The sequence below is a fragment of the Paenibacillus sp. FSL K6-3182 genome, assembly GCF_037976325.1.
GTDB lineage: Bacteria > Bacillota > Bacilli > Paenibacillales > Paenibacillaceae > Pristimantibacillus.
In genome coordinates this window covers 2676327-2692451 of sequence record NZ_CP150265.1, presented here as the reverse complement: position 1 = coordinate 2692451, position 16125 = coordinate 2676327, and the positions used below count along the sequence as shown (strand labels likewise).

Sequence of the window (16125 nt, the reverse complement as noted above, 5' to 3'; positions counted from 1 at the left end):
TCTAACCGTTCCATCGTTTCATTAGTCGAAAAGTCATCAAGTGCTTGACATGTTTGTTCTTCATCCATTAATTATGTTCACTCCCCCTTTTATTACCAGTAGCTATCTTCACTTGCTTAGTGACTAAAAAACCCTCCTTCTAACGAAAAGTATTATATAAAACCAGAATGGTAACAAAACGTTGCTAGGAGGGAAAAATTTATGACTATCCAACTCACTGAATGTATGAATCACTCAGCTCAAAATAATCCCAATATAACTTCTATTATGGCCGAAATGATTGCAACTATGGAGAATGACGCCAAACTCAAAAAAGAAATTCTTTTTACAGTTGATGAAATCAGTATGGAGATTTTCAGAAAAGATAAACTTTGTTATGACGTAGTGAATGCTACTTGTAATAATGGTGACTATTACAAAGCTAAGAAGCTATGGAAACAATTTAGAAATGAAGTAGAGCTTGCCCTAGAAGAATTGTATAAGAGAATTCAATGGACAAGGTACCCTGACGAGTGGAGTGAGACATATGAGCTCCTAAAGCGTCGAGCAGCTTTACATGATGATGAGGTGGAAAGAATAGAGCGGCAAGAGTTATTGAGCGTCTAATCAGTTCAATAAATTGGAACAGTCAAATAACGCATCTCTTATTACACTCATACAAATACCGCCTTCCGAGCTCGACCCCGAGATAGTCTTGCGCTAGGGCTGCTTGTTTTAATTTTTTGTTATCGACACCAACAAATAAAAAGTAAAAGAAGTAATTTGTTTAATGCGTTCATTTTGAGTAATATTCATCTTATAGTCTCCTTGGTTTGTTTTGAATCCGGTAGCTGGTGAGCATCTTGTGCTCAATAACATCATACAAGGGAGTCATTTTGTTACTCAAACCTCGTATGTTTTAATAGCAATACAGCTCGTTAGCGTAATGACGAAGGGCTGCCAAGCGGCAGCCCTTTAGTTTTCAACTATCGTTATCCGTTAGTAGAACATCTTGCACGGCAGAGTATTTCTCCAACTCATAACGGGCCGCGATAATGCCCGACTTGAGCGTTCGGCTGGACAGCAGCTTGAGCCTGATTTTCTCACCGTCGCCGTGGAATACTGATTTTCCGCCGCCCAAGATGACTGGACAAATCGTCAGCAGGAATTCGTCGATCAGGCCGAGTTCAAGCAACGTCTTCGCCGCCCCCGGACTGCCGAAGATAACGAGATTTTTGCCTGGCTGCTCCTTGAGCGCCTTGATTTCATCTGCAATATTGTCCTTGATCAGTACCGTATTATTCCATTCAACAATGTCCATCGAGTCGGAAATGACGATCTTCTTAACATCCTGCAGCCATGTGGCATGCTCCATATCGTGCCTCGATGCATCCGGATTGTCCAGCACCGAGGGCCAGTAGCTCTCCATCATCCGATATGTCGTTCGTCCGTATACCGGAGAGCCGACTTCGGCTACGACTTCCTCGGCGTATTTCTCTAATTCCTCGTTGTACGGAATCCAATCTAGTCCTCCGTTTGAATCTGATGCATACCCGTCTAGTGATACATGCATGAACAATACGAGTTTTCTCATGTTTGCTTCTCCTCCGATTTCGAATTGTGTTGTTCGATTTTTTGGCAGTAGGCTGTGTTTCGTCTATCTCTTACGTTCACTATAAATCATTACGTTACGTAAGGGTCAAGTGGAAATCTGAAGACAAAAATGTTGCGTATCTGCCCGTTAGCATTACGAGAAAGAAGCAGTTGCCATCCGGCTAACTGCTCTATGGTCCGTTGAACTATCGTTCTCCTTTTTAGCTCAACGAATTACGTTGCAAATCGTTAAAATCATCTATAAAATAGCCTTCTGATTCCCATCCACTATTAGTTTTCTGTATTAATTCCCCGATAGATGATTTAGCTTTACCGAATCTACTCCTAAGATTGGCTTTATAATAATCCATATCGCGACCTTCAAAAACATAGTCTAACGCACAATAATTATCTCCCATATATATTGCAAAGTTATAACCGAAGTAGTCTGCAAATTCTTGGCATATTGCCCTTAGTTCAAGTTGCAACTCTTGATTTTCTATAAATTGATACCACCTAAAACTAGGACTGAACTCACAGATATGCTTATTAAATATAAATCGAAACCCACCAGAACCTCCAAGCTCAACATATTCTTCATCCCCTATTAACACGGGATCAAATGGCTCAAAGTTATGTGATTCACTAATACGATCACGATTCAATAACCATTGTCTGTCAAGATGCGGGTTATGAAAATTAACTTCTTTAATACACTTTATAGCTTTAGGAAATCTTGTCCCTTTAACAATCTCTTCTTTAAAAACTTCTATGTCTGTAACATCTAATGAGTGTTTAAGAACAGCTGAGAAATCTACCCCCATTTTCCACCTCGCAATTCAAAATTACTCCATAATATTATACCATTTTTATTCCATGAGAATTAATTTAAACTGCCCGTTAGTAGAAAAAAAGGCTGCCAAGCGGCAGCTCTTTCAGTATTGAAATATCGTTACCTGTTAGCTTAACGAACGAGCATGTCATCCTGGTTAAAGCACATTCTCTTAATAAGATAATGACCGTACCGAATAGTGCTTTTGAATACATTTATATCCACGTTTGAAACGATTTATTAACCATCTTTACATTGTTCATTTTTGCCCAGCTCTTTAAATCCGAGATACCTCTATCTTCATCCTTTGAATACCTAAATGCCATATCCAATGGGACGATCTTCCTCCTGTAAGGTAATATCCCAATAACAGGTTTAAAGTTCCCCCTGGTCATTATCACTTTAATATCCCTTGAATTAATTATAATCCCATTTAATATGATTTGCTCATTGGATAGGCATAACACGGTCGTTTTCTTAAAATATGTTCTGTACAATGCGAGTAACAGTACAACTAAACATAGAAGAATCACCGTTAACGAAGCGTAGAATATACCCCTATGATCCCATATTCTCAATACAAGAATAGATTGACTCGATATAATAGCAATCATGCCTATAATGGATCCAATCCTTGATGGACTCTTAACTGGATGCTTTATTTCCCTCAACATTGCCCCCCCTGTTCAAATCCCTTATCTTAGAATACCACTTATTGGAACCATTCTGCCCGTTAGCTTAATAAGAAGAGCAAGCCACTGTAGTTCCTGCTCATCATGTGCGTTATTCGACTATCGTTACCGTTAGCTTAACCAATTACGGATTCACCAAGACTTTAACATCGAAAGCCGAAAGAGACTTTAGACCAATTTTATTTAGATATGATAGACGCAATTCCAGATCATTAATCAATTCGTTATAATTATCTAATACTTGTTTGTCGAGGCAATTACGTAATTTCTGGACAACTAATAGTGATTCTGAGATCGGCATTCTCAACACCTCTGAAAGGGAATTCCCCATAACGAAGCGTTCCTGTTCCAACAAGCTTTCGGTACAATTTGGACACTTTCCATGTTCGGAGAATAATTTTATGGCCCAAAGGTTTCCTTTACTAGTTGTTCCTGCAGTACGCATATATTTCAAATCGAAAACGCACCCACGATAATAGTTTTTATGTTCCCTTTTCTTGTAAACGTATGTTACAGGTTCCTTATCATATCCGTAAAGTAAAATATCGGTAAATTGCTTATCTTGATCAACAAGTGGGCGTTCAAAGTCAATCCCGATCATTTTAGCCAGTTCTCTAATCTTTACAACAGGTCCGCAGTTAGTACCCGCCCATAAAAGCACAGCTCCTTTTTTAAGCGAGAGCTCAGTTGCGACCATACGACTTGAATCAATATCGCCAATGACAGTACCTGTACCGTTACATGTAGTGCATGTTGGAGTGCTTTCTCGTAAAGACCAAATGCCATTTTTCTCCGTGGCCTCACCAACATTCGCATACAATGACGAAAGATGTTCTAAGACTCCGGTAATTGTACCAACAAGAGACCCTGGTCTTTTGGCGTTAAACTTTTTATGGGATAGTCCAAATTCCAAGTAAAAACACCCCTTTGGCTGTTTGCTCAATACCCTTAAATTATACCGACCACTTGTTATTATGTAAATATTTACCTCTAAACTGTCCTGCCCGTTAATTCAATGAAGGACTGAATAATTAAAGGCATCCAACAATACTATTGAACCTGATTAACTAAATTCTAAAAAAAATCGGTGATAACGTTCTCTCCGACGCTCTCCGCGGAGCTGAGCATAAACTTGCGTGGTCGATGCTTTTTCATGCTGAGATCATGAACCGACCGACAGCCCAAAGTATATAAAAAAATTGATGAGCTTATGCTGCAGTTGGGTTAGCCTCTTCATTTGGGGGAATTCAAAAGAACATTGAATGCTTGGGTCATATTTCGACAAAATAACTATCTTTTTCATTGACAGAGTTCCAAATAATAGTAAGATAGTAAATAGTGGAAATAAAATCTAGTTCTGGAGGCGTTTTTTTGAAGAGATTGTCGATTACTGCTATGATTTGCGTTTTATTGTTCAGTATAGGTGTTATTCCTGTATCAGCAGCCAATAAAGGAGCTTATATTTTTGTAGATGGAGTCCCGCTCAAATCTAAATCAGTAAGTAAGAATGGAGTTTCCTTCGTTCCCTTCAGAGAATTATTTGGAAAATTGAAAATGGAAATCGGTTACGATGCAAAACTTAAACAAGTTACGGGCAAAAAGGATGATTTAAAGATTACATTTACGATTGGCAACAAAACAGCAGTTGTGAACGGCCAGAAGAAAGCATTGCAAGCAGAACCCTTTACTCAAAATGGCAACACTTACATCCCAATTAGAATCGTTGGGGAAGCAACAGGTAACTCCGTTTATTGGTCTGCAGAAGCAAATGTGATTCAAGTTAATAGTCCATCCTTTAAAGGGGCCTCTTACACGATCGACGGTATCCCGATATTTTTCAGTGCTGATGGAGTGATATCGTTTGGTCCCGCTGCAACCAACGCCCTGAATACCCAAAAAGAGTTAGCCGAGATCGATTCCATTACCAAGACAATTGCAAATTTCCCTGAATTCCGCGTTGTTGGTGCGCCACCAACAGAGAAGGAATCCAAACTACCAGGGTATAAAGGATATCCAGATTATTTTGACGCCAATTATGTAGCTGCAGCAGAGAATAAAGAAGCATTGCCGCCACTGATGAGCAAGGGATGGATTTCATTATCTATGCTGTCTGAAATCGAAGGCGTAAGCAAACTGGGCAATAGCAATGCCAACATCATCACGATAGGCAAATATGTCGGCTTCGAAATCGTCAGAGTGGATATTAATTTGACAGCGGAATACAAAAAGGCGACGGATGGCGACTTTACTTTAAGTGACATTCGTATTAAGAAATACAAAGGAACCATGTATCTGAACATTGAAGATTTAATAACAACTGGACTCATAGAATCTAATTAACACTCATGTTTTTTCAATTAGGAGTCAAATCATTGCTAATTTAATCGATTGAGCTGATCATGATTGACGCTTCTAAAAAAACTAGGGCCACTTTGGGGCCCTAGTTTTTTGTTTGTTAGTGATTATCCACTTTCAATGATAATCAACGAACGCCAATTTAGCTGTCGAAAGCCTTCGATACATATTCCTGGCTGACATTAACCAAGGTAACTTGAGTTTGTTTCTTTCAGGCTATTCAACGGTTGCATCGAGGAGTTTGTTCGTTATTTCAGCTTTATCAATTGCCACAATAATTTTGTCAAACCTATTCATCGTCCTTTCTGTGGCAGTTCGTAACTATTTAGGCTACCTACAAAACGGTTTCTTCCTGCTCCTATACCGACTAAAAAGAGTAAGACCGAAGCGCCAAGCAGAATGAACAGTGGTAGATTCCAACTATTTGTCAAATCATGCAGAAATCCTATAAGGGCAGGACCGATTGCGGCAAGAAGATATCCGATCGATTGCGCCATGCCAGACAGTTCCGCTGCTTGATGCGCATTTTCAGTACGTAAACCAAAAAACATCATGGACAAACTAAAGGCGCAGCCTCCACCAATTCCGAGTATTATTATCCATAACAGAATTATATTGGAGCTTCCGTATAGAAGTCCGAGCGTTCCCGTCAAAAGCAAAATGGTTATGATGACCACTAACAAACGTTGACTAGACATGCGCCCAGCAATAACGGGCACAATAAAAGTAAATGGAAGCAGAGCTAACTGCATTATCGAGAGGTACCATCCTGATTGGTTTGAGTCAATTCCTTGCTGCTTTAAAATTTCAGGCAACCATGCGATCAACACATAGAAAACCATGGACTGTATACCCATAAACAGGGTTACTTGCCAGGCAAGAGGGGATTTCCAAACATTCACATCATTACTGGCTATCTGTTGACTCATCGTGGTTGTTTGCTTCGTTTGATTTCTTAGTTGGGGTAGCCAACAGAGAATCGATACAAAGCTTAGAATTCCCCATATTCCCAATGCTCCCTGCCATTTTAGACCTGCGTTCACGGCTAGCGGTACACTGATTCCCGATGCGATTGCTCCAAATAAACTCATTGAAATGGAGTAAATACCTGTCATGGAGCCAATTTTATTTGGGAATTCCCTTTTGATTAAACTTGGCAATAATACATTACATATGGCAATTGCGAATCCAAGAATTGCTGTCCCAATATACAAATTAGCTGTGCCAGATAAAGAACGTATTACAATGCCAACAGTCAGAAAGATTAGGGCAATCAAAATGATACGTTCAACACCATATCTTCGTCCTAATTTTGGTACTAGTGGCGATAATAAAGCAAAGGCAAGCAAAGGTACCGTTGTTAGCAGGCCGGCTAATGTATTTGAAATAAGAACGTCATCCCTTATGAAACTCACTAAAGGACCGACTGAGGTTAAGGGAGCACGTAAATTAGCTGCAATAACAATAATGCCGAGAATTATCAGTCCTATAGAAGATGGTACGGCTTTTTTATTTTGTTTGTTCGACATTCTTCATTTCACCTTCCTGAATTTATACGTATAATTTGTTTCCTACTGATTGAAAAGCTATGAAATAACATCCGCGCGAATAATAAAAGTATAGTATAATATATTATTTTTAACAAGTGGTATTGTATAATATATATTAAATCGTCTGAAAACAAAAATACAACTCTGAATTCCCGTCATGGAATTCGGAGTTGTATTAAATAAGTAGGATTTCTGACTTTTAGAAATCATACTTTAAACATATATGGAGCACTGTTTCGCTATTCGTATGATTGGTATAAGAGTGAGGACAATCTGCACGAAAACTGATCGTATCATATTGATTCAATGTGTAAACCTCTCCATTGACTTGAATTTCAATGGAACCAGTCATTACTGTCGCAATTTCAGTTGTATTCGCATGATGACCTTCAGGGTGATACGAGCTATTCGGCTGTAAGTAAGCCCGACACATTTCAATATCGTTGCTTGCGTGTTTAAAGACTGGTTCAATGATCCAATTTTTTTGATCATTAGAAAACCGCAGTCCTTCGCCTGCTCGATACAAACTAACAGGGTCTTCTGATTTCAACAAAGCCAATAGTGGTAAAGACATGCCTTTTGAAATTTTCCATATAATCGCCAAAGTTGGATTTGTATCGCCACGTTCGATATTCCCCAAAGTAAGTTTGCTTACACCCGTTAATTCCGCTAATTCGTCTAAACTCATGTTTTTTTCTTTTCTGTACTTTTTCAAGGCACCGCCGATTTGTAATACAAGCTGTTTTGATTCATCGTTTTCATCCATTTGATATTCACCTCAACAAAAAACAATTATTGCTAGTATACTGTTTATCTAGACTCTTTTCCACACAATTAGTATTGGATGGTGGACTATTCTCCTATGCAAAATTCTGACGTCTATGTAACTATTCTGCCGATAGCTTAATAACATCAGCAGGCAAAAGTAAAAAACCTCCCCGCAGCACCCTGCAGAGAGGTTCACTCTAATAAAATATCTTCTCATCCCGCTTATCCTTAAGTATTTCCACTGCTTCCCGGAACCGCAGTGAATGCACAATCTCCCGCTCCCGCAAATACTTCAAGCTATCCTGTAAATCCACGTCATCCGTTAGGTCAATCAACCATTGATACGTCGCCCTAGCCTTCTCCTCTGCTTCCCCTTCCAAAAGCTCTTATTTAAGGTTTTAGCATAACATCCAGATAGTCAATCTCCGCGTAATCAACGCCTTTGGTAAACCGGATTTTATTATGTCCGACAGTTAAGTTTTTCTCGATTACAGTCGACCCCCAGTTTCCCCAATCGGAATACACAATATCGACTGCTTGACTCGCTCCTCCATTGACAGTCAAGTTGTACGTTGAAGTATGGTAGGGATCTCCAGCTCCGTTAGCCGTTCTTGCAGACAGGATATAGGAACCTGCCGAAGCGACGGTAACATCGAATTCGACATAGCTGTTCACATTATTGATTTCAACCTTTTTGCGGCCTGAGGCCGTCTCTTCCTGAACTCTCTTTGCCCCGTTCGCAAGCTTCGCCTCCTCGGCTTCATATCTCTTCCTCTCGGGCTCTCCGGACGGTGTCCGGATCGGGAAATTCGATGAGACCGGAACGCTGAGGTTAGGCGTGTTGTCGGCATTCCACGTAAAAGGCTGAGCCCTTACATTCCGTGTCCATTCTGCGCCTGAAAATCTAGCAGTATGATAGATTAACCAATCCTCCGTGCCGTCAGGCGATTTGGTGAAGCTATTGTGCCCCGGTCCGAAGATGCCGCTTCCACTGCTGAAAATCGACGAGTTTTTCTTCGTCCAGGAAGCTGCTGACAATAAGTTGGACGTGGTGCTTGCCGTCAGCAGTCCCAAGTTGTAATTATCGCTCCAACTGCCATTCGCCGAGTATACAAGATTAACCTTATTGCCTTTGACGATAGGCTGCGGCGCTTCATTTACATCAGGTAAATCAGGACCACCCTGACTCATCTCCCAGCCATAAGTAGGCGATGATATTAAGGTCTTTGCGCTTGACAGCGTATACGGATTGCTCATCGATGCCACATAGATGTTCTGGCGAAGCTGATACGGAGAATCCCATCCGGACCAGAACCAATACAACTGACCGGCAAGATTCAACACGGTGCCGTCGATTGCCCACAAATCCGTCGCGTCGGTTATTTTCCCTTTATCGGTAAAAGTTCCTTGGAACGGATCGGCGTTTGTATTTTCCAGTACAAACATGCGATGGTTTAAACCCTTATCACCGCATGTCGCGGCCGAATAATAGGCATACCAGGCATTGTTCAGAAAATGAATTTCCGGCGCCCAGACATCCTGACAGTTAGCCGCGTTAGGGTTATTGGTCGGCGGTGTCCAGATGACTTTCTTCTCTCCGGATTCAATACCGGACAGGGTCTTGGACCTCCATATCGTCACATTGTTTCCCGTCGTCCGGGTATAATAATAGTAACCGTCAGTATGTTTATACATCCATGCGTCGGCGCCATCCTGAGAGATGACGTTATGGAAATCGGATCGGGCAAGCAACGGCGAACGCACCTCTACTTCGGATAGTTCCACAAGGCTGCTCTGACCGCCTCCTGGAAATTTTAACCGCAAATACCTTCCCGAAGCGTTCAAAGTATACGAGTACTTCGATGAATCGTAATTCAGACCCTCGGCAGGTACATTATTCGCGCTCAGTATGTTTGTCCAGGCAAGCTTGTCATTACTAACCTCAAAGGTGATATTGGTTGGCACAGTATATGCGGTGCCATAAGGATATTCTCGGAAGTATAAAGCCACATCCTGTATGGACGTTATTCTCCCCAAATCTACCTCCCACCATGAGTTTACCGCTCCTGCGGCGGTTGAAGCCCATGCATTCTCCGCCGTTCTGCGGGAGTGCGTACCGTCGTTTGCCTTAGCTGCCGGATACATCGTCGAATACACCGATGAAGCCGTCGCTTTTCTCTTGAAGGCAGCATTCAGCGTCTGCCGCTGATGCTGAGGAAGACTGCGGTTGTAGATCCCCACCTCCGACACTTGCACTAGACTATCCTGGCCGCCGTCCTCAAACAGCAATCGGACATATCTTCCTTTGCCGTTTACGGAATAGGAATACTTAGAAGACCCATAGGTCTGACCAGTCGCAGGAACGTTAGCCGATCTTGCGATCAGTGTCGTCCAATTCGTATTATCGTCGCTTGTTTGAACCGTAATCGTCTTAGGCACCATATAGGCCGTATCTGCGATAAATTCCCTGAATTCTACCTCGATGGTTTTGAATTTTTCCTGCTGCCCCAAATCGACCTTCCACCAGCTGTTCAAGTTCGTACCCGAGGCGCTGGACCACGCATTGTTTGGACTGGCGGTTCCATGACTATTCAACCCGTCATTCGCCTTGCCTGCAGTATAGGTACTATCAATTACAGAAGATGCGGAAGCAGGCTTTCCGATCGCTAGGTTAACGGATGCTGTTACCGCTTTTTCTTGCGCGATTTCAACCTCCGAAAGCTCGATGATCGAGTTTTGCCCGCCTGTAGGAAACTTCAGCTGCACGTATCTAGCCTCTCCTTGGAAAGGATAGAGGTACACTTCGGAAGCATAGGTTGAATTTTCCAGCGGAACATTCGTCGATTGATTGACGACCGTTGTCCAATTGACGTTGTCGTTGCTTATTTGCACGGTTACCGAGCTCGGTACCATGTATGCTTTTTCTTCAAATTCACGATACTTGACTCGCACGCCTTCCATCTTCTGCTTTTTGCCTAGGTCCAGCTTCCACCAAGAATTAAGCGTAGCACCGCTAGCAGTAGCCCATGCATTCTCCACGGAATCATTGCTGTTAATACCGTCCACGGCTTTATTGGAAGCATAGGCAGCGCTGTACTGCGATGAAGAAGTAGCGGTTTTCTTAAAACCCGGATTGGATACGATAGTGTCCCAATATTTTTTGGCACGAGCAAACTCTGTCGCATCGTTCTTGTAGGCATCGGGATTCCACATCCAGTTCGCTATCGAAATAGCATAAATTTTATGCGGAGTTGTCGGCCGGAAAATATTTTCGATGACGCCTTCGGAAGTATTTCGCGGCATATCGTTCCATACGTAACCGCCCGGCAATGTTAAAGGTTGAAAAGTCGGAACTAGTGTTTTCGTTTTAAACGGAACTCTTCCATCTGTAAAGTAATAATCGTTTATCTCCCATTTCGGTACGATCGGATCTTTAAAATTCAATCTTGTATCCGCCAGTTCGTAATCATTGTGCCAATAGAACGGCAGTTTATAAGGATTGTTCGAAGAGTTTCTCCAAGTAGATACGTTGGCAGGAGTTACCTCCGTCGAGAAGATATCATACCCTGTCCAAGTCGCCCCGATCTCCGGGATCAGTCCGTCCGTAAAAGTATTCAAGTAAGTGCTGATATCGGTCGCACCAAGAAAATATTTCTCCGGTGTCGTCAGCAAATAAAACCCTTCCTGACCTGTCAAACTTTTTTGTACTTTATTAGCCAAATTCCGATGCTTCGCCGGATCCGGATATGCCTGATCGTCAAAGGCCAGCATAATTTTGGAAGCGCCTTCATCTAGTGATAATTTAAACAAATCGAGCAGCTTGCTATACTCCGCATCAGTCGGCATGCCTCCCGAATAACCGGGATTAACCTCCTGCATAAGCTGGATGATCCCTTTATCCCTTTCATAATTGCTAAGTTCCTTTACCGCATTCACGTAATCCGCATTAGGATTTCTCCATCCAGTTTCTTTCTGTAAAAGATGGCTGTAAGATAAGCTGAACACGTTGACCTTCAGCAAAGGAAGCATATGCATCCAGTCTCTAGCGTCGGAATACGTAAATTCGCCTTCATTATTTTTATGAAATTTTGTGTAGATGTCCTTGATGATCCGCATATCCATATCCGGATAGTCGCGAACCGATATGACCCGTAGCCTAGTTAGGGAGCTGCTCGAATCTACCATTTGGGCAAGGCTCGTCGAGCCGTAATAGGCTCCGATAGCCTCGTAACCGGTTACTAGCACGATATGCCGATTACCGACCAACGCCCGCTCGATTGCATACCCCTCCTTATGATCGGGAACGTCAATGGAGTGGCTGCCGTTAATGGTATTGGTATTCGCCGTTCCGATGGCAATGACCACCGAATAGGCGGAATTGGATTGATCGTCGTAGAGTATCGGAATTTGCTGACCGTTCTTGCGCGCAATGACTCTTTGTAGCAAATTTGCACCCTCCTCCTCCGCCGGTGAAGCATCTCTTCCGATAACGATAGTCGCTTTATAGGAAGTACCGTCATGCAGCGTCAAAAACTCGTCCGTATAGCTAACCTGCTGAGGTGTTGGTACGATCTTGTCGATATCTGCAATCGCCGCACTGGCGCGCTCGAATGGGCCGATGAGAAATCCGGTTGTGGCAAGAGCTAGAACCATCACTATTTTTGTCAGATACACTAGATAACGTTTCATTTAATAACCTCCTCTATTATTCTTTAAGCGATCCCAGCATTGCGCCTTTGACAAAATATCTTTGCAGGAACGGGTAGACGACCAGAATTGGCACCGTAGCAAAAATAATAATACCTGCGCTCATCATTTCTGGCGTAACAGGCATATTTAGTTCGAACTGTACCTCCCCCATGAAGTTGTTCAAACCTTTCTTAGCGACTAGGTTCTGCAACAGCACCTGCAAAGGATAGAGTGTCTTGTCCCTGATGAAAACAAGTGCGGAAAAGTAAGTGTTCCATTGATAAACGGCATGGAAGAGACCGATGGTGGCAATAACAGCCGTCGATAAGGGCAGCACGATACGGAAATAGATGCCCGCCTCGCTGCAGCCGTCCATCTTCGCGGCATCGAACAGCTCTCCGGAAACATTCCGGAAAAAGGTTCGCATTATGATCACATAAAAGGCGCTTGTTGCTCCCGGTATCATCAATGACCAGAGCGTATCGAGCATATGGAGAGATTTGACAAGCAGAAAGCCCGGTATAAGTGGTGCGGGTAAAATAAAAGTAAGTACAATGAGCCGCATAATCCACGTTCGACCTGGCATGGTCGTTCTAGAGAGCGCGAAAGCAATCATGGACGTGAGAGCCAGTGTAATTAACGTGCCGACAATGGTAATGTAGACACTGACGCCCATCGCCCTCCACATTTCATCCATCGAAATTATTTTTTTGTAAACGGCAAACTGCAGTCCTTTGGGCCAGAAATAGACTAACTTAGCCTGTGCATAAAGCGGTGAACTTAAGGAAACCGACAGGATGTGAATTAACGGAGCCAACATGATTAAGCTTAGAGCGGTCAAAATAGTGACCAAAAGGGCTTGAAAAGCAATAAGTTTACGCACGATTCCACCTCCTAAGTTAGTAAAGGCTCTCTCCGGTTGTTTTACGACTGAGCGCATTCAGCCCGAATACAAGTACAATGCCTACCACGGCTTTAAATAAGGCAATTGCTGTCGTATAGCTGTACTGGCCGCCTACCAAACCGAAAGTATATACATACGTATCGAACACTTCTCCAACATCCCTAACTAGCGGATTCAGGAAAATCAGCACCTGCTCTACATTCGCGTCCAAAATATGCCCAATCGAGAGAAGCAGTACGACAACCATCGTCGGCATCAATAAGGGCAGTGTAATGCTCCACATTTGTCTCCATCTGCTGGCGCCGTCAACCATGGCAGCTTCGTAGAAATTCGGATTAATTCCGGATAGTGCCGCCAGATAGAGAATGGTGCCCCACCCAACCTCTTTCCAGATTCCAGTGGATATCAGTACGGCTATAAAAGTGTTTCCTTGCGTTACATAGTCAATCTTTTCTATACCCATTTGACTAGCTATTGTATTAATAATGCCATCGTAAGAAAGTAGATTAATGAAGATTGATCCGACGATAACCCATGACAAGAAGTGAGGCATGTAGACAACAGTTTGTACGATTCTCTTAAACGCCATCGATTTCAGTTCATTCAGCAGCAACGCTAAGATGATCGGTGCAGGGAAACCGAACAACAGCGAATAGACGCCAAGCTTCGCCGAGTTGCGAAACACTTCATAAAAATCTTCGAAACCGAACATCCGCCTGAATTGAGCAAAGCCAACCCACGGGCTGTGTAAAATTCCTTTGAAGATGTTATAGTCCTGAAAGGCAATGACATTGCCAAGTAGTGGAACGTATTTGAATATTAAAAAATAGAGCAATCCAGGCAAAGCGAACAAGATGAGAATCCATTTGTCGCGTAAAACTAACCGCCTATTCATAACATCACCTGCCGATTCTTGTGGATGGCCAACATGCTTTTTCAGCTTTACTGATCATTCGCGAACCACGCTGCATGCATGAGGCATGCAGCGCAATCCACGATTATCGTTATTTATGGAACGCATTATACCATTGCGTTGCTTCATCAATTGCTTTATCTCCGCCGCGTTTATTCCAGTCCGCAACAAATTTGTCAAAGGCATCGATCGGTTGACTTCCCGTCATGATCTTGGAGAACATCTCGACGAACATCGTTCCCCAAGTCGATATCTCCGGGTTATTCTGGAAGGTGACAAGCGGCGGCATATACAGACTATCATGCGGCATTGCAATATCCGCCGAGAGCTTATAGCCTGCAATTATCTTTTCCGATTCCGGCAGCGTTTTTAATACCAGATCGTTGTTGAACCCGATTTCACGGGGGTTGATGGACAATTGGAACATTTGGAACGCATTTTTGTCCGCATTCACGGGAGCCGAAACATCATATTTGAGCTCTCCGCCTTCGTCGGTATAGTTGGAGCCCTCAATTCCATAGGCGAAAAACTTATCAGCCTCCGGATCACTCCATGCCCAATCGAGATACTTGATGATTTCTTCGGGATTTTTAACTTTGTCAGGAATCACCCATACGAAATAAATGCCGTCGGACACGGGTCCCAAGCCTCTTTCGCCTCTAGGTCCCGCCGGTGGAGCAACCATCGAGATTTCGACCTTGTCCGGCTCGTTGACAAACTTCTTCGGTGCATTGGTTGCACTGAAGTCTGGTGTGTATTGATAGACAGCGGCAGCAAAGCTTCCCGACTTGCCGTTATAAATATCTGCGCGGAAATCCGCTTCCTTCTTCGTGAACAAATCACGATTGACATAACCTTTCTCATATAGCATTCTATAAAATTCAATTGCTTCCTTCATCTTAGGGCTGATCATATCAGGAATTAGCTTGCCATCCTGCATGTGCCAGGTTCCGGGATCAACACCAAACGATCCGAAGAACATCGAGCTCCATCCCACTCCCTCAAACATCGTATAGCCGTATTCGTCGTCCGGATCACCATTTCCGTTCACATCCTGAACCTTAACCTGCTCGAAATAGTTGAGCCACTCGTCAATCGTTTCCGGTTGCTTTAGGTTAAGTTTGTCGAGCCAATCCTGGCGGATAAAACCGATTCTGTCGTTTGCCGTTCCGACAAGAACTGGAATGCCGTAAATTTTCCCGTCCTTTTGTACACGTGGACTGTTCCATGCGGTTTCGGGAATGCGTTTTTTGAGGTTTGGACCGTACTGATCAATCAAGGAACCTAATTCTTTGAAGATACCCTGTTCAACCGCATCCTTATGAATGGTAGAATCGATACTGGGCGTCCGGACCAAATCAGCCAATTCCCCAGAAACAAAACGCAGAGAGAGCTGTTGATCGTAGTCTGAATGTCCAAGAAAATCAAAACTGAGATTATAACCCGATAACTTGTTTAATTCTTTGATATAGGAATCTTCTGCTTTTACAGTTTTGGCATACTCCGCTTCTGCATGGGAAAGCAGTACCTTTATGGATTTATTGCCCGAATCCGGGTTTTTGGTACCGCTTTCATTATTACTATCGGTGCTTTCTTTCCCTTCACTATTCGGACTGAGCTCGTTTCCTTTGTTTCCCTTACTAGAACACGCGGAAAGAATGAGTGCTAATGCGATGACGATAACCCAAATTTTCTTCATTTAGTGATACCCCTCTCGTCTAGTGTGGTTCATTATTTATGTTTGCAAGGCGGTCAACTGCCTGAGGTCGCGATCCTTCAAAGCATTTGACCAATCCTTTGAAACTAGACCGTATACTGCGAAGCCTGCACTCACTTATAAATCTATTGCA

General features: G+C 42.9%; 11 protein-coding genes and 1 pseudogene. 2 read left to right on the top strand and 10 right to left on the bottom strand.

Annotated features, from left to right (window positions below):
• The first annotated feature begins 201 nt into the window (after positions 1-201).
• A complete protein-coding gene (locus MHH56_RS11390; RefSeq protein WP_339208311.1) occupies positions 202-606 on the top strand; it encodes a hypothetical protein in 405 nt (134 codons plus the stop codon).
• A gap of 355 nt (positions 607-961) precedes the next feature.
• On the opposite strand, the gene MHH56_RS11385 is transcribed toward MHH56_RS11390, so the two are convergent.
• From MHH56_RS11385 to MHH56_RS11375, 3 genes are all read right to left on the bottom strand, one after another.
• On the bottom strand, positions 962-1573 hold the full coding sequence (locus MHH56_RS11385; RefSeq protein WP_339208310.1) for a dihydrofolate reductase family protein: 612 nt from the start codon (positions 1571-1573) through the stop codon (positions 962-964).
• A 220-nt stretch (positions 1574-1793) separates the two neighbouring features.
• On the bottom strand, positions 1794-2396 hold the full coding sequence (locus MHH56_RS11380; protein WP_339208309.1) for a hypothetical protein: 603 nt from the start codon (positions 2394-2396) through the stop codon (positions 1794-1796).
• Positions 2397-3220: 824 nt separating this feature from the next.
• Positions 3221-4009, bottom strand: coding sequence for a hypothetical protein (locus MHH56_RS11375; RefSeq protein ID WP_339208308.1), 789 nt, complete (start codon positions 4007-4009; stop codon positions 3221-3223).
• 425 nt (positions 4010-4434) lie between these two features.
• Between MHH56_RS11375 and MHH56_RS11370 the strand changes: the two genes are divergently transcribed.
• Positions 4435-5436, top strand: coding sequence for a copper amine oxidase N-terminal domain-containing protein (locus MHH56_RS11370; protein ID WP_339208307.1), 1002 nt, complete (start codon positions 4435-4437; stop codon positions 5434-5436).
• 308 nt (positions 5437-5744) lie between these two features.
• On the opposite strand, the gene MHH56_RS11365 is transcribed toward MHH56_RS11370, so the two are convergent.
• From MHH56_RS11365 to MHH56_RS11335, 7 genes and pseudogenes are all read right to left on the bottom strand, one after another.
• Positions 5745-6980, bottom strand: a complete 1236-nt coding sequence (locus MHH56_RS11365; protein ID WP_339208306.1) for an MFS transporter — start codon at positions 6978-6980, stop codon at positions 5745-5747.
• 220 nt (positions 6981-7200) lie between these two features.
• The gene (locus MHH56_RS11360) at positions 7201-7767 is read right to left on the bottom strand and encodes an XRE family transcriptional regulator (protein WP_339208305.1); all 567 of its coding nucleotides are present in this window, start codon (positions 7765-7767) and stop codon (positions 7201-7203) included.
• A gap of 199 nt (positions 7768-7966) precedes the next feature.
• A pseudogene (locus tag MHH56_RS11355) lies at positions 7967-8137 on the bottom strand (manganese catalase family protein); the annotation flags it as partial.
• A 22-nt stretch (positions 8138-8159) separates the two neighbouring features.
• Positions 8160-12458: a family 43 glycosylhydrolase gene (locus MHH56_RS11350; RefSeq protein ID WP_339208304.1), complete on the bottom strand. Its 4299-nt coding sequence runs from the start codon at positions 12456-12458 to the stop codon at positions 8160-8162.
• A gap of 16 nt (positions 12459-12474) precedes the next feature.
• Entirely contained in the window at positions 12475-13341 is an 867-nt protein-coding gene (locus tag MHH56_RS11345; RefSeq protein ID WP_339208303.1) for a carbohydrate ABC transporter permease, read from the bottom strand.
• A 16-nt stretch (positions 13342-13357) separates the two neighbouring features.
• Complete coding sequence (locus tag MHH56_RS11340; RefSeq protein WP_339208302.1) at positions 13358-14257, bottom strand: ABC transporter permease subunit; 900 nt, start codon at positions 14255-14257, stop codon at positions 13358-13360.
• A 109-nt stretch (positions 14258-14366) separates the two neighbouring features.
• Positions 14367-15974 carry an extracellular solute-binding protein gene (locus MHH56_RS11335; protein ID WP_339208301.1) on the bottom strand — a complete coding sequence of 536 codons (1608 nt, stop codon included), beginning with the start codon at positions 15972-15974 and terminating at the stop codon, positions 14367-14369.
• Positions 15975-16125 lie beyond the last annotated feature (151 nt).

Coding starts and splice junctions, on each gene's coding strand:
- MHH56_RS11390 (WP_339208311.1), top strand. CDS start 202: ATGACTATCCAACTCACTGAATGTATGAATCACTCAGCTCAAAATAAT.
- MHH56_RS11385 (WP_339208310.1), bottom strand. CDS start 1,573: ATGAGAAAACTCGTATTGTTCATGCATGTATCACTAGACGGGTATGCA.
- MHH56_RS11380 (WP_339208309.1), bottom strand. CDS start 2,396: ATGGGGGTAGATTTCTCAGCTGTTCTTAAACACTCATTAGATGTTACA.
- MHH56_RS11365 (WP_339208306.1), bottom strand. CDS start 6,980: ATGTCGAACAAACAAAATAAAAAAGCCGTACCATCTTCTATAGGACTG.
- MHH56_RS11360 (WP_339208305.1), bottom strand. CDS start 7,767: ATGGATGAAAACGATGAATCAAAACAGCTTGTATTACAAATCGGCGGT.
- MHH56_RS11350 (WP_339208304.1), bottom strand. CDS start 12,458: ATGAAACGTTATCTAGTGTATCTGACAAAAATAGTGATGGTTCTAGCT.
- MHH56_RS11340 (WP_339208302.1), bottom strand. CDS start 14,257: ATGAATAGGCGGTTAGTTTTACGCGACAAATGGATTCTCATCTTGTTC.
- MHH56_RS11335 (WP_339208301.1), bottom strand. CDS start 15,974: ATGAAGAAAATTTGGGTTATCGTCATCGCATTAGCACTCATTCTTTCC.